The organism is Zongyangia sp. (genome assembly GCF_965361945.1).
Map to the genome: position 1 here is coordinate 1 of NZ_CBDTOK010000052.1, position 14,446 is coordinate 14,446.

At 53.0% G+C, this 14,446-nt stretch carries 10 protein-coding genes; 4 read left to right on the forward strand and 6 right to left on the reverse strand.

The features are described 5' to 3' along the window. Nucleotides 1-77: 77 nt before the first annotated feature. Together ACZ25G_RS03355 and ACZ25G_RS03360 are read right to left on the reverse strand one after the other, a co-directional pair. Nucleotides 78-4,979 carry a DUF2961 domain-containing protein gene (locus ACZ25G_RS03355; protein WP_463681539.1) on the reverse strand — a complete coding sequence of 1,634 codons (4,902 nt, stop codon included), beginning with the start codon at nucleotides 4,977-4,979 and terminating at the stop codon, nucleotides 78-80. A gap of 431 nt (nucleotides 4,980-5,410) precedes the next feature. Then, entirely contained in the window at nucleotides 5,411-6,181 is a 771-nt protein-coding gene (locus ACZ25G_RS03360) for a DeoR/GlpR family DNA-binding transcription regulator (protein WP_463681540.1), read from the reverse strand. Between the two features lie 241 nt (nucleotides 6,182-6,422). Here ACZ25G_RS03360 and ACZ25G_RS03365 point away from each other — a divergent pair, with 241 nt between their 5' ends. From ACZ25G_RS03365 to ACZ25G_RS03375, 3 genes are read left to right on the forward strand one after another with little or no spacing between them, the layout of a single operon-like run. Continuing rightward, the gene (locus ACZ25G_RS03365) at nucleotides 6,423-7,733 is read left to right on the forward strand and encodes a transaldolase family protein (RefSeq protein WP_463681541.1); all 1,311 of its coding nucleotides are present in this window, start codon (nucleotides 6,423-6,425) and stop codon (nucleotides 7,731-7,733) included. Between the two features lie 16 nt (nucleotides 7,734-7,749). After that, the gene (locus ACZ25G_RS03370) at nucleotides 7,750-8,865 is read left to right on the forward strand and encodes a 4-hydroxybutyrate dehydrogenase (RefSeq protein ID WP_463681542.1); all 1,116 of its coding nucleotides are present in this window, start codon (nucleotides 7,750-7,752) and stop codon (nucleotides 8,863-8,865) included. A 17-nt stretch (nucleotides 8,866-8,882) separates the two neighbouring features. Next, nucleotides 8,883-9,356: an RpiB/LacA/LacB family sugar-phosphate isomerase gene (locus tag ACZ25G_RS03375; RefSeq protein WP_463681543.1), complete on the forward strand. Its 474-nt coding sequence runs from the start codon at nucleotides 8,883-8,885 to the stop codon at nucleotides 9,354-9,356. Nucleotides 9,357-9,553: 197 nt separating this feature from the next. Here the strand turns inward: ACZ25G_RS03375 and ACZ25G_RS03380 are convergent, their stop codons facing one another. The 4 genes from ACZ25G_RS03380 to ACZ25G_RS03395 form a co-directional block, all read right to left on the reverse strand. Further along, nucleotides 9,554-9,877, reverse strand: coding sequence for a helix-turn-helix domain-containing protein (locus tag ACZ25G_RS03380; protein WP_463681544.1), 324 nt, complete (start codon nucleotides 9,875-9,877; stop codon nucleotides 9,554-9,556). 201 nt (nucleotides 9,878-10,078) lie between these two features. Next, complete coding sequence (locus ACZ25G_RS03385; protein ID WP_191482323.1) at nucleotides 10,079-11,248, reverse strand: phosphoglycerate dehydrogenase; 1,170 nt, start codon at nucleotides 11,246-11,248, stop codon at nucleotides 10,079-10,081. Between the two features lie 124 nt (nucleotides 11,249-11,372). Next, nucleotides 11,373-12,458 (reverse strand): 3-phosphoserine/phosphohydroxythreonine transaminase, encoded by a 1,086-nt coding sequence (gene serC / locus ACZ25G_RS03390; RefSeq protein ID WP_463681545.1) that lies wholly within the window; start codon nucleotides 12,456-12,458, stop codon nucleotides 11,373-11,375. A 162-nt stretch (nucleotides 12,459-12,620) separates the two neighbouring features. Continuing rightward, nucleotides 12,621-14,099: an ATP-binding cassette domain-containing protein gene (locus ACZ25G_RS03395; protein WP_463681546.1), complete on the reverse strand. Its 1,479-nt coding sequence runs from the start codon at nucleotides 14,097-14,099 to the stop codon at nucleotides 12,621-12,623. An 89-nt stretch (nucleotides 14,100-14,188) separates the two neighbouring features. Between ACZ25G_RS03395 and ACZ25G_RS03400 the strand changes: the two genes are divergently transcribed. Next, on the forward strand, nucleotides 14,189-14,446 hold a 258-nt coding region (locus tag ACZ25G_RS03400; RefSeq protein ID WP_463681547.1), incomplete at its 3' end, for a DUF6483 family protein.

Consider the following 14,446-nt stretch of genomic DNA (forward strand, 5'->3'; position numbering starts at 1 on the left):
GATGATTCTTTTCATTCTGAAGTTTCCTCCTTCTCAGCAATGACAGTGTTCCGTCGTTGCTTTCATCCGCTGTGCGGTTATTGTTTCTCAAATTCCAGGTAGTCAATACCGAAAACGTAGCCGCTGGAAGCGTTGCTTTTTCCAACCACCTCAAACCGGATGGTATGCTCCCCGCCGGTAATGGCGCCAAGGCTTGTCTCTCCCGTCGGGATGAGACCGGCATCATAAAGGTCGATGGTCTCACCCACCGGTGTGCCATCCACCGAAATCTTCACCTGGCCGAAGTCCCCCGCTTTGGTCAGTGCCGCGGAGAAATCATAGCTGCCCTCAGGCAGGGTGACCTTGGTTTCGATATAGGAGCCTTCCTGACCACCCACAACCACCAGATGGGCGCCCTGGCTCCAGCCAGAGTTGTCCACCCAGAAGAAATATTGGTTCCAGGGGGTGACCTCCCCAGACTGGCCGGTTACATCCAGTTCCTCGCCCTCCACACGGATGGTGGTGGGATTGGCTTCCGGCGTGTAGGGGGTCAGGCGGATGAAATCCAGCGCGTAGGTTTTGCCGCTGTTAAAGGAATCCACTACCGTGGCTGTAAACTCGTGGTCTCCCTTGGTCAGATGAATCCGGCCCAGGATGGTTTCGCCAGAGGGAACGACATTCCCCTCGTTGAGATTGACAAGGTTGCCAAAGTCGGTGCCGTCAATGGAGTGCTGGACAATGCCGAAGTCACCTGCCCGGGTCATGCCCACACTGACAATGTAATTGCCTTCCACTGCCACCGGCAGCTTAAAGGTGGTGTAACCGCCAAACTCGGTTGCTTTAAAGAGATAGTGCTTGCCGCCGCTCCAGCCATTGCCGAAGCCGGTCATATCCTGGGGATCTAAGACCTCTCCCACCTTATCGGAGGCGACAACCTCCATATCCTCCCCTTCCAGATAGATCTCGGTGGGGATGGTGGTGGCGTCGCCGGTGCGGGTCAGCTGCACCTGGTCAATACCCAACAGGTAGTTGGAGGACGCGCCATTTTTGCCGGTCACAGTAATGGTCAGCTCATGGTCACCGGCGGAAAGGTCAAGGTTTCCTAAGGTAATCAGTCCAGAGTGGACCAGGTTGGGATCGTAGGTATCCACAGGGCTGCCCACATTCGTGCCGTCTACGGCAAACTGGAAGGTGCCGAAGTCCCCTGCTTTGCCCAAAGCTACCGCCAGATCATAGGCGCCGTCTTTGGGGGCATTCAGTTTCAGGGTGATGGACTGGCCTTCTGCGTTAAATTTTGTTGTCAGCTGGGAGTGCTGGCCCCATGCAGTGGAATCCTGCCAGAAGATGTACTGGGCAAAGGGAGTGATACCCTCCGGATGGGAAGTAACCTCCATCTCCTCTCCTTCATAGGTCCACTGGGTATCGCTTTCCTCTGGAATGTATTCCTGCAAGGTCAGGGTATCCAGGGCATAAAGCCAGTTACTAGATCCAGGGTTCTTATCCACCATTTCAATCTTCAGCTCGTGATCCCCTGCTGTCAGGTGAATCTTGCCGAGAATGGTATCCGGGGTCACCATCAGGCTGCCTTCATAGTAGTCGATGGGATTGCCCAGCTTTTTACCGTCCATATAATGCTGCGCGAAGCCAAAGTCATTGGCCCGGGTCATGGTACCAGAGATGATGTAGTCGCCTTCCTCAGGGACATTGACCTTCAAAGTCATATAGTCTCCGGCTTTCTCGCCGAACATCAGCTTCTGGGCGCCGGCGCTGAAGTTGCCGCCCTGCTGATTTTCAATGCGGATATTTGCTGTCTGGTCAATCACCTCCAGGTTCTCGCCCTCATAGGTCACTTTTACCAAGGAATCGGGACCGGTAGGCTCTACCCGCAGGTAATCTAAGCCGTAGAGGTAGTTGCTGGAAGAGGCGTTCTTGCCAACGATCCGCACCTCAAAGACATGGAGCCCCGCTGTCAGATGAACGCTGCCCAGCTGGGTCTCGTCCATATGGCTGACGCCGTTGCCATACAGGTCGATCTGTCCGCCGATGGGGGCGTCGTCCAGGTAGTGCTGGACAATGGCAAAGTCAGGCGCCTTGGTAAAGGCGGCGCTGAGCATATAGTCCCCTTCTTCTTCCACGTTGATGTAGAACTTGGTGTAATCGCCTACCGCGTTGGACTTAAACACAAACTGTGCGTCATTGCTCCAACTGCCGGTGTAGTTGCTCATATTCTGGGTCTCGGCCTGGAGCATGCCGGTGGATTCGATGATCTTCAGATCCTCGCCCTCATAGAAGTCCGACGCCGCAGGGTAGGGATCTTCGTAATAGGAGGTGCGCTCCTCCAGGGAGACAGGTCCGTAGGGATCATTGCCGTCCTTATCCAGATAGAAGAAACTGGTAAAGACCCAGTTGGCATATCCATCCCGATGGTATTTCTCCAGGAAGGCATTGAAGGAGTCCTGGAAGGGAACGCTGTCAATGATATGGAAGCGGTTGTTGAGCCTGCTTCCGATACCGAACATACCGCCGTTGGTAAAGGGCTGGCTGTGATATGCTTCGGTGAAGGGCTTCCAGGTGCCCCAAGCGTAACCGAAGTAGTCTTCCGCCCCGGTGCCGAACCAGGAGGGGAATTTCTCGCCGTCGACGAAGAATTTCTCGTCGCCTTCACCCCACCACCAGTTGGGCTCGTAGGCGGGGTCGCCGGTGCCGATTTCTTTATAGATGTGCAGGGAGGTTCCCACATACCGTCCTGTGCCGGTGACAGAGAGGAAGCCTGCATCCGGCCACATCTCGTTGCCGTCCTTCTGCGGATCCTCTGCCCGGACCCACTTGGCGTGGAAGCGCATCAGCTCGGATGCCTTCTCCGCATCCAGCGGTGCGGTGGTCATGGTGTATGTAATGGAATAATCCTCATCCCCATCGTTGCCGATGGTAATCTTGCCGCCGTTTTCATAGGGCATATACCAGTTGGCGTAGAGGGTTCCGTCCTCCAAAACGCCCATGGGCAGGGACTCATATTCGTTGAGTCCGGTCTGGCTGGCAAAGAATCCGCCTAGCGTAGACCACACAGCGGGATCGGACTCCCCATCCCAGTAAGCGGATACGGTCATGTCGGAAAGCGCCTTCCAATCATGGGCCACGCCGTCAGCACCGATTTCCATATCCAGGTCATTGATCTTGACCTGCATGCCTACCACAGCGCCGGAACCGGAAGCGTCCAGGATGTCTACGCTGCCGCCGGCCGGAACGGTGACGGTGTTGGTGACGGTGTCCGCGTCTTCATAGGTCTTGGGGGAAACGCTCATATCGGAGGCAAAGATAGAGTTTACCTCTTTGATGGCGTTTTGCTGCTCGGTGGTCAGGGGCATCTCAAAGGGCTCTACCTGGGTGCCTTCCGCAAAGGAGACATAGTTGACCTGATAGAACTTACCCCATCCCTCATAGAGGACAACCTTACAAGATTCGTTGTAGGTGATAGGTACATAGCAGTTTTTGCCCCTAGAAGCGTCGTAACAAAGCTCCGACTGGTTGAAGGGGAATTCTCCGGTGCCGAAAAGCTCAATGAAGGGCATATCCACAGCGGGAACTGGATCGCCGTCGATAAAGATCTTAATATGGCCCTGCTGGGGATCCGCCGACCAGATGCGAACAATGGAGCCGGGGCCTTCCATCTCGGCGATGACGATGCCGCCATCCCCGTTGGAGGGAGCGTCATAGCCTTCATCCCAGTTCATGCCCCAGTTTTCATAATGGCCGGTTTCTTCATTGTATTTAGAAAGCTTGTTATAAGCGGAGCTCTCCCAAGTCTTTTCTCCTGCCTTGGCCGGTGCCGCCAGGGATTCCAGGTCGGTCATCCGCGCCACAACATCCTCATAGCTGAGGAATTCCTCTACTTCAGGAGCGTCGTGGATGAGCTTTTTCACCTTGAGGATATCGGCTACTGTAATGGCGTTATCCCCATCCAGATCGCCGTTTGCCAGCTGCCAGTCCGCGGGAACGGCACGCTCAAAGATAAAGCCCCGCATGAGGGCGATATCCTTGTCGTCGATCTGCTTGTCATCATTGACATCTCCCAGAAGGCTTCTGGACCGGCGGATCTTGATGGTCTTGTACATCTCAATTCCCTGATCCGGATTTGTCAGCTTCAGGGTAACGGTGGTGTAGCCATCCCCAATGGTGATGGCCGGAGACGCCTCCCCGTTTGCCAGGTCGGTTTCCTCCAGAACCTGACCATTGTCGTCCTGAGCGGAAATGGTCATGGTGGTGCCCTCATCCGCCGAAGCCTTCACCTGGACCGAAGTCTGGGAGAAGGGGATGCGGACGGTATAGTCCGATGTTGCCGGATCAAAGGTCAGGGCATCCTCCGCGCCTACCAGGGTCAGGTCGGTCAGCTGGGGAATCCAGTCCTCCTCCACCGGGGTGAAGATGACGTTCTGGAAGGTGACGTCGCCGGAAAAGACCAGCAGGCCCGCCTTACCGGAAGTATAGGCATTGTCGTTGACGTTGACAATGAGCTGCCCGTCCAGATAATATTTCAGGTTGTTGCCGATGGCCTCCACCCGCATGGAAAATTCCCGTTTGGATTTGTCAGGCAGGGTGTATTCACCCAGATCGTGGCCACCGGTACCAAAGGAGAAAATCCGGGCGTCCCCCCGGCCCAGGTCGATATTGGCTACATAAGAGCCGTCGTTTTTGGGATCGTCGCCCGAGCGGAATACCAGGGATGCCGCTCCGCTATCCCCAGCGATCTTGACATCGGCTTCATAGATAAAGTCGCTGCCAGAAGTGTCGCTCATGGCAAAGCAGTCGCCGTCGCCCTGGCCTCTGAGCCCGTCGTCGCCTTCAGTCCAGCTTCCCTGCTGTCCCGCCAGATTTTCCAGGTTGGTCTCAAAACCTGCGCCACTGGCAAGGGCCGACAGGGAGGCGGGAAACAGCATGACAAGGGCCAACAGAAGGCCGAGGATCCGCTTGGGCAGGCTGCCGCGTTTGTTACCTACATGCATGTTTTTTCCACCTTTTCCTCTCATTTCCTATCTTCTCATCGACCGCCCCATCAACGGCAAAACTCGCCGTCAGAATTAGGAATTTCCCATGGCGTTTTCCAAAAGAGGTTTCCCTCATTAGCTGCCTTTTCTGCAAGAAATCGCAATGTTTTTAGGGCGCATATTTTGCCTCTTCCCGCAGTCAGTGCTGACTTTTATTATAGAATAGGCGGCCTTTATTTTCAATAAATTCATGAATTGTGAAAATTTTTTGGTTACTCCCACACAATTCTCGTTCATTTTTGGTTATCCTGCCCTTATCTCCTCTATTTGTGGGGAAAAAAGATAAAAATCCAAAGTTTTTAAAAAATCCATTTCTTTATTTTTCCCTCTATCAAACAGAAAAAGGGCGGCGCGTCCCGCGCACCGCCCCTATTTGTCAGAATCTCATCCTATTTCTGGGAAGTATAGATAATTTTAACACCGGCGCCTTGAATTTTCTCCTCCAAGACTGACTCCAAAGGCTGGGTGGTGATGAGATAATCCACATCCTCAAAGCCCGCAAAGGTGTTGATGCCAAAGGCTCCTACCTTGCTGGAATCCATCAGGACAAACACCTGCTGCGCCGCGGCAATCATGCTCCGTTTGGCCTCGCTTTGGAAGGGGGAGCAGACCGAGAAGCCCTGTTCCGCCCGCAGGCTGGTGGTGCCTATAAATGCCTTGGAAACCGAAATGGATTTGAAAAAGCTTTCGCATTCCGGGCCTACCAGGGCCATCATCTTGTCATCGAAAAAGCCGCCGCAAAACTGCAAGGCAATTCCTGAGCCTGCGAAGGCATAAGCCGCGGGGATAAAGTTTGTCACCACCGACAGCCGGGAAAAAGAGGCCAGGTACTCCGCCATGGCCAGCACAGTGGTGCTGCAATCCAGGATCAGGGAATCCCCCTCCTCCACGAACTGGGCCGCCACCCGCGCAATTTCCCGCTTCTCATCCAGGGCCTGGCTTTCCCGCTGCTGAGGTGGATCCACCCGGTTGGCGGCGGAGGCCAGCATCGCCCTGCCCCAGACCCGGGTCAGCACCCCTTTTTCTTCTAAATAGTCCAGATCCCGCCTGATGGTTGCAGGTGTCACGCCGAACATATCCACCAGTTCCTGGTTTTGCACCGTCCCGTTCTTCTGCAACAGCTTGAGAATCTGATTTCTTCTTTCCAAGGCGTTTTTCATCGTCGTTCCCTCGTCTTTCTTGTTGCACCTATTATAACAGAAGGAATAGTTCCTGTACAGAGTTTCGATAAAGAAAAAATGTAATTCGAACATTTTTGTTAATTTTATGTTCGTTTTAAAGAAAACAGCATCTTTTTTCGATGTTTTTTCTAAAAAATAATTGACAAATCGATAAAACAAACATATACTGAGCCTGTAAGCAATTGTTCTTAATCTTTGGAACGCAACAGGAGGCAGCACCATGCAGGTGAAAGAGATGAAATGCACATTAGGCGCCTTGGTCGACGCCAAAAAATTATCCGTTATGGCGGATACAGGAACAGATGGGTTGGAGAGAATCAAACAGCTGGAACTGGATTTTTCCGAAGTTTCTCAGCTTCTTCCCTTCACCCAGTATATCGGCGTCACCGATGAGTTTAAAAAGGTCATCCGTACCTTTTCTGTGCCGGATGGGCAGATCCCTGCTGGCTTCCGCCCCGAATTTGTCTTTGCCGGCGACGGCAGCATGCGGGTGGATCTGAAACGGGACATTTCCTATATGGCCAACGGCCAAAAGCGGCCCACCAACGTCCTGTATTCCGCCAACTCCGCCAATCCTTTTGAGGTGGCGGCCATGAAAGACATGATCGCCAACCTGACGACCAATCCTCAGATTATCTACGATCATTTCCTCAACAATCCCAAAGCCAATGTCGGCGGCAAATTTAAGGACCGGTTCGAGGTTCTGGCAGAGCTGGCCCGCATCGTAGGGCCTGGGGTCGACATCAGTGTAGAGGTGAACAACCCCTTTGCCCCTGAAAGCGAACTGATGGAAGAGATTGCCCACTGCGAGGAAATCCTCACCCCCTACCGGCTGGTGGTCAAGGTTCCCCATACCGGCGCGCTGAATAAGGACAATGTGGCAGATTTCCTGGACGGCAAGCTGGATATTCCCTATGACAGCGGCAGCGTAGAGGACAACTTCTATGGCCACAATTTTGCCTACCGGCTTTCTGAGCAGGGCTACCGTGTGAACTTCACCCTGATGTTTGATCCTCATCAGACCGCCCTGGCACTGCTGGCGCGCCCCTATTTCATCAACGCCTTTGTAGAAACCCGCCATCTGGACACCCTGAAGATGCAGGACTATCTCCAGAAGCTGGAGATAACCGGGGATGAAAGCTATGCCATCGCCCTCCGCCAGTTTATGATCGACATCGACACCCTGCCAAAGTCCAGCCTTCAGGCTCCGGTCAAGGAGGCGGTGGAAAAAGCCAAGGCACTGGTAGCCTACCGCCAGGTCAATACCCATGAGGGCAGCGACGGGTTGGATAGTGTCCGGCACAGCCTGCGGGTGCTTCGCCAGTCCAACCTGCCGGATACAAAGCTGATCATCTGCAACACCAACCATCCTCAGATCTACTGGGATATTGATAAGATGCTCATGGAGCCGGAGTTTGCCGATATGATCCATCGGGTTGTGGTCACCGCTACTCCCACCTACTTCGGCCAGTTCACCTGTGCCCCCGGCATCTTCAGCTACCAGCGCAAGTTTTTGAAAGCATCAAATTAAAAGGGAGAATTTTGCCATGAAAGAAATTATTTTCCGCCCGGAACTTTATGAATTCGACAGCTGCCAAGCATTTGCCCATGATTTTTCCCTGGGACAGGGGGATTTGATCCTCACCAACCGCTACATCTATGAGCCCTATTTTGCCTCTCTGCAACTGCCGGTTTCCGTCATCTACCAAGAGCAATATGGCGCCGGTGAACCCACCGACATCATGGTGGACGCTATTTTGGAGGATGCCGCCAAATCCGGATGCAAACGGATCATTGCCATTGGCGGCGGCACCATCATCGACATTGCCAAGGTGCTGGCTGTCTCTGACGGGGAAAAGGTGGACGACCTTTACGCAAAGGCGGCCGACCTGCAGAAGAAACGGCGGCTGGTCATCGTTCCCACCACCTGCGGCACCGGCAGCGAGGTGACCAATATCTCCATTATCAACCGCACCCGGATGGGCACCAAAATGGGCTTGGTTTCCGACAATATGTTTGCCGACGAGGCAGTGCTCATCCCGCAGCTGTTGGAGGGGCTTCCCTTCCCCGTCTTTGCCACCAGCTCCATCGACGCCCTGGTCCATGCGGTGGAGTCCAGCCTTTCTCCCAAGGCTACCCCTTATACCAAGCTCTTCGGCTATAAAGCCATTGAGATGATCATCAAAGGATATCAAAAAATCGCTGCGGAAGGCAAAGAAGCCCGTATTCCCCTGCTGAAAGATTTCCTCGTCGCCAGCAACTTCGCGGGCTTGGCCTTCGGTACCGCCGGATGCGCGGCAGTCCATGCTTTAAGCTATCCTTTGGGGGGCACCTATCATGTGCCTCATGGGGAATCCAACTACGCTATGTTTACTGGCGTACTCAAAAATTACATGGAAATCCGCGGTGACGGCGCACTGGCCGAAATGAACGCCTATCTATCCGGGCTTCTGGGCTGCGAGGAAAGGGAGGTATATGACCAGCTGGAACAGCTGCTGGACCACATCCTCCCCAAGAAAGCTCTCCATGAATACGGGGTGACCGAACAGGACCTTCAGGATTTCACCCACGCGGTGATGACCACCCAGGGCCGTCTCATGGGCAACAACTTTGTTCCCCTGGACGAGGCCCGGGTCTATAAAATCTACCGGGAACTGTATTAAACCTAGGAGGGATATCCATGAAAGTCGTGCTTTCCAACGATCGGGGCGGCTACCGTCTGAAGGACGCTGCCGTTGCCCTTTTAAAGGAACAGGGTCATGAGGTCATTGACCTAGGAACCCATGACCCAGAGGAGTTTCTAAGCTATACCGATGCTGGCATTGCTGTGGCAAAGGCCATCCAGTCGGGAGAGGCCCAGCGGGGCCTGCTTTTCTGCGGCACCGGTATGGGGGTCAGCCAAACCGCCAACAAGTTTAAAGGCGTCTATGCGGCGGTGGTGGAAAGCGTCTTTGCCGCCCGCCAGTGCCGGCTGATCAACAACTGCAATGTCATGTGCGCCGGAGGCTACATTCTAGGCGAATATATGGCCCGCGAAATGGTGGATGCCTTTATCAACACAGAACACACCCAGGGCTTTGAGCCGGAGCGCGCCGCTTATTTAAAGGGCCAGTTTGCAAGGCTTCAGGAGATTGAAGGGAAAAACATGAAATAAACGCATATCGGAACATAATAAAAAGAGCCGCTTTTGCGGCTCTTTTTGTTCTGCATAGCAGTGTCAGCTCTTGTCGGGGAGCTGTTATTCCCTTTGTCGCGGCAGGGCAGTAGGAAAGCCGTCGAAAAAATCCGGCGGCTTTCCTGCAGGCAATTTTCTATGATAGAGGACAAAAGGGGGAGCAAAACGCATCCCCTTTATGAATCGTCTTGTTCTTCCATGGCCGCCAAAGCTTTCTGGATCTTATCCAAATCCAGTTCCGCGCTCACCGCCTCGTCGATGAAGATCACATTGGGCGGCAAAAACAGCTTATACAGCGGGACCTCCAGGGCTTGGGCAATATTGATGAGGACATCCAGGGAACAGAACCGATTGTAATTCTTCGCTTCAATCTGGCTGAGATAACCCTTGCTGATGTGGGCGCGCAAAGAAAGTCCCTGTTGGGTCAGGCCTCTCTTCTTCCGGTATTTTTTGATGTTGTCGATAATCAGTCCGTAGACGTCCTTATTTTCTTCATACAATCCCATCACCAAAAACAGTATAACAATAAACTACAGATGAAAGACTAGCATATTGTTAGTCTTTCGCATGTCATACAAATATATGCACACTGATGGCAATGAAAAATATTTCCTATCTTGGTTTCTGCGTTGTTTGTTTTTAAATACATAAAAAAGAGGTCTTGGATCAATCCAAGACCTCTGGGAAAAGCAGCTATCTGCTTATTTCTTATACACAAAGACGCGGATGATACCCTCTACCCCTTCCAGCTGGGCGACGATATCCTTATCCACCTCTCCTACCACATCCAGCAGGGTGTAGGCAAAGTCCTTTTTAGACTTGTTGGTCATATTCTCAATGTTGATGCCCCGCTCCGCCATAATGGCCGAGATCTGGGTCAGCATGGAGGGAATGTTCCGGTGGATGACACCCAAGCGGACATCTGTGGTCCTGGGCATGGATACCGGCGGGAGATTGACGGAATTGGTAATATTTCCGTTTTCCAAGAAGTCGATAAGCTCCTCAGCGGCCATGCTGGCGCAGTTGTCCTCACTCTCTGGAGTGGAGGCGCCCAGATGGGGCAGGCCAATAATACCAGGATGATCCAGGTATTCGTCCTCCAAAAAGTCGGTGATATACACCTTTACCGCCTTCTCATCCAGAGCGGCCAGGATGTCTTCTTTGACCACCAGATCGCCACGGGCAAAGTTCATGATCCGTACCCCATGTTTCATGGTCTGGATGGACTCAGAATTGATCATTCCTTTGGTCTCGGGGGTGGAAGGAACATGAATAGTAATATAGTCGCTGTTCTCATAAATTTCGCCCAAGGTCTTGGCATGTTTGACCGACCGGGAGAGGCCCCAAGCGGCATCTACAGAGATGTAGGGGTCATAGCCATAGACTTCCATTCCCAGATGGACGGCGGCGTTAGCCACAAGAATACCAATGGCACCCAAGCCGATAACACCCAATTTCTTGCCCTTGATCTCGGGACCAACAAACTGGGATTTTCCCTTTTCCGCCAGCTTTGCTACGTTTTCGCCCTCGCCTTTCAGGCCCTTGGCCCATTCAATGGCCGGGACAATCTTCCGGGATGAGAGCAGCAACGCGCAGATAACCAGCTCCTTGACAGCGTTGGCATTGGCGCCGGGAGTGTTGAAGACGACAATACCAGCCTCGCTGCATTTATCCAGGGGGATGTTGTTGACGCCGGCGCCAGCCCGGGCAATGGCCTTCAGGGACGCTGGGAATTCCATGTCATGCATGGATGCGCTGCGCACCAACACGGCATCGGGATTTTCAACCTCGCTGGCATAGCTGTATTTATTCTTATCAAACTTTTCCAGCCCAATGGGGCTGATTTTGTTGAGGGTCAGTATATTATACATGATCGTTCCTCCTTCTTCACAGCTGTGGCGGTTTTGCGGGCGGCAAGACGCTGCCATAGCTTTTTCAAGCCATTACCGCAGCTAAACCCACTGCACCGTAACACAGCCCACCAAAGAGACCGTTTTATTTGTTTTCGGCCTCAAATTTCTTCATGAAAGCAACCAGCTTCTCAACGCCTTCGATGGGCATGGCGTTGTAGATGGAAGCACGCATACCGCCAACAGAGCGGTGGCCCTTGATGTTGATAAATCCAGCCGCCTTGGCTTCGGCGATGAACTTTTTATCCAAGTCCGCGTCGCCGGTGATAAAGGGAACGTTCATCATGGAGCGGTCCTCTTTCACCACGGTGCCCTTGAACAGATTGGAGCTATCCAGGAAATCATAGAGGATAGCAGCTTTCTTCTGGTTGTATTCCTTCATCTTTTCCAGGCCGCCCATTTCGTCCCGGATCCACTCCAGCACCATCTTGCAGATGTAGATAGCATAGGTGGGCGGGGTGTTATACATGGAGCCGTTGTCGGCATGGGTCTGATAGTTGAACATGGTGGGGGTATAATCCCGCGCGTTGCCAATCAGGTCCTCACGGACGATGACCACGGTCAAACCTGCCGGTCCCATGTTTTTCTGAGCGCCGGCATAGATCAGGCCGAATTTGCTCACGTCAATGGGCTCGGACAGGATGCAGGAAGACATATCCGCCACCAGGGGTACATCGCCGGTGTCGGGGATTTCCTTGAAGCAGGTGCCGTAGATGGTGTTGTTGTAGCAGATGTGGAAATAGTCCGCATCCTTGTTAAAGGTAGACGGGTCCAGCTTGGGGATGTAGGAGAAGGTCTTGTCAGCGCTGGAAGCGACCACATTGCACTGCCCATAGCGGGACGCCTCGGCGTAAGCTTTCTTTGCCCACTGGCCGGTCAGAACAAAATCAGCTTTCCCGCTTTTATTCATCAGGTTCAGAGGGACCATGGCAAACTGGGAGGAAGCGCCGCCCTGCAAAAACAGAACTTTGTAGTTGTCCGGGATGTTCAGGGTCTGGCGAAGCAGAGCCTCACAGCCGTTTATAATCTCTTCGTACTCTTTAGATCGATGGCTCATCTCCATAACGGACTGCCCGGATCCGTTGTAGTCCAGCATTTCGCTTGCGGCTTTTGATAATACCGGCTCCGGTAAGGTCGATGGGCCTGCCGAAAAGTTATAAACTCTTCCCATAAAGATACCTCCTGAAAAAATTGTAAAATTTGTCTCCTATAGCAACTCATTGTCAAAAATATGACAATGATGGAGCGCTATAACTCATATTATATTTTTTCACAGCGAAATAGTCAATCAAAAAGGAACAAACGCCAAAAATTTTGGCGTTTGTACAAGATTTCAACCGATGAAATTGTCAATATTGTTCTTTGTAATGTGGTCACCTGTCAGCACAGCAGAGACACGTCCATCTTTGACAGCCACAACCTTGTTGGCAATCGCCGCCAGTTCCTCATTGTCATTGGAGGTAATGATAAAGGATACCCCCTCCTTACACTCCCTGACCATATCGTTATAAAAATGAATGGACGCCATAATATCTAGCGGTGCTGTGGGAAGGTGAAGCAGATAAATCTTTCCGTTTTGAGCGAAAGCCTGGTTAAGTCTTTCCAACATCTGCTGAAGCGGGGTTTTCCTCTCCCCCTGGGGCTTTTTAAACCACAAGATAGCGGTTAAGGAATCCCCAAATTTTTCCAGCTCATCCTGGAACTTAATCATCCGCGCCTTTCCCCCGGCATCCTTGCCAGTTTGGGAGATGTATCTGGCCACCTTCTCAAACTTCCGTTGATACCGCTCATCCTCGGGGCCGGTGACCGCCACAATGCCCCGGGCCATGGAATCCGCCGGGGAATGGATGGAAAAGGTCTCCCCTTCCACCGTGACCTTCCCCTGGCAGGGAACAAGCCCTGCCAAAGCCCGGATGATTTCATCCCGGCCGCTGCCTTCTAGGCCGGCCAAAGCGACGATTTCCCCCTCCTGCACAGTGAAGGAAATATCGGAAAAGTGTTTCCCACTGTCGGAGAGATGCTTGATCTCCATGGCGACCTCTTCCATAGGCGCCGGCTTCTCCGGGTAAATGGCGCCAATCTCCGTACCCAACATGGCCCGGACCAGCTCCTCATAGGTGGCGTTGGGCAGCTCATGGGTCATCGCTCCATCCTTGAGGACGATGACCTTATCGCAGAGGCGGGCCAGCTCCCGCAGATCGTGGGAGATGATGAGGACTGCGCATCCTTCCTCCCGCAGCTTCCGGGCTACACCGTGGAGCATGGCGGTTTCCCGCTCGGTCATATGGGCGGTGATATCGTCAAAAATGAGCACCCGCGGGTTTTTCAGCATGGCTTTTGCCACCGAAAGGAGGGTGTGCTCCGCCGGGCTCAGGGCTTTCACCGGGGCGTCGATATTTAGGTTCAAATCCAACCGGTCAAACAGTTCCAAAGCCATCTGCCGGTATTTTTTCTTCCGCACAAACACCTTGTCCTTTTCTGTCTCTTCGAAGAACAGGTTGTCCACCACCGACATTTCAGGAAACAGATAATTTTCCCTTCCGGTCACAACAATGCCCGCCTCCCGGGCTTCCACCGGGCTGCGCAGGCTGACCCGTTTGCCGTCCACATAGACCCGCCCGGTGTAACCGGTGGTGATCCCCCCCAATAGGGAGGCCAAAGCCGTCTTTCCCGAACGATTGAGGCCGCACAGTCCTACAATCTGGGGCGAATCAATGGTAAAGCTAATGTCCTTAAGGGAAAAACCGGAGCCAAACGCCCGGCTGAGGTTTTCCAGCTTCAGGAGGTATTCTTCGTTTTCCACTACGATCACCTGCGTTTCTATAATTTCACGTTATTGCATCCACCAGCCGCTTCCTGTGCTATAATAGAGGAAAATATCCGGACACAGGGGGGCTTTTGGTGCAAAACGATTGGTTCATGGAACAAATTGAAATGATGACCCGCTTTCTGGGCAAGGTGCTCTTCCACAAGGATCTGGCGCCAGAGGAGTTCCAGCTGGTGGACGCCCAATCCTTCTCTGAAGGGGATCTGACCGCTATCACCGTCAAGCGGCTCCTCTCCCAAAATCGGATCAACGAGGCGGAAAACCTGATCTTCGACGAAATCGAAAAGGAAGCCTCTCCTCGGATGCTGAAAATCGCCTGCGATTTTTACGGC

Excerpts from the sequence above, each read along its gene's own strand:
- ACZ25G_RS03355 (WP_463681539.1), bottom strand. The coding sequence starts at position 4,979 with ATGCATGTAGGTAACAAACGCGGCAGCCTGCCCAAGCGGATCCTCGGC.
- ACZ25G_RS03360 (WP_463681540.1), bottom strand. The coding sequence starts at position 6,181 with ATGAAAAACGCCTTGGAAAGAAGAAATCAGATTCTCAAGCTGTTGCAG.
- ACZ25G_RS03365 (WP_463681541.1), top strand. The coding sequence starts at position 6,423 with ATGCAGGTGAAAGAGATGAAATGCACATTAGGCGCCTTGGTCGACGCC.
- ACZ25G_RS03370 (WP_463681542.1), top strand. The coding sequence starts at position 7,750 with ATGAAAGAAATTATTTTCCGCCCGGAACTTTATGAATTCGACAGCTGC.
- ACZ25G_RS03375 (WP_463681543.1), top strand. The coding sequence starts at position 8,883 with ATGAAAGTCGTGCTTTCCAACGATCGGGGCGGCTACCGTCTGAAGGAC.
- ACZ25G_RS03385 (WP_191482323.1), bottom strand. The coding sequence starts at position 11,248 with ATGTATAATATACTGACCCTCAACAAAATCAGCCCCATTGGGCTGGAA.
- serC (WP_463681545.1), bottom strand. The coding sequence starts at position 12,458 with ATGGGAAGAGTTTATAACTTTTCGGCAGGCCCATCGACCTTACCGGAG.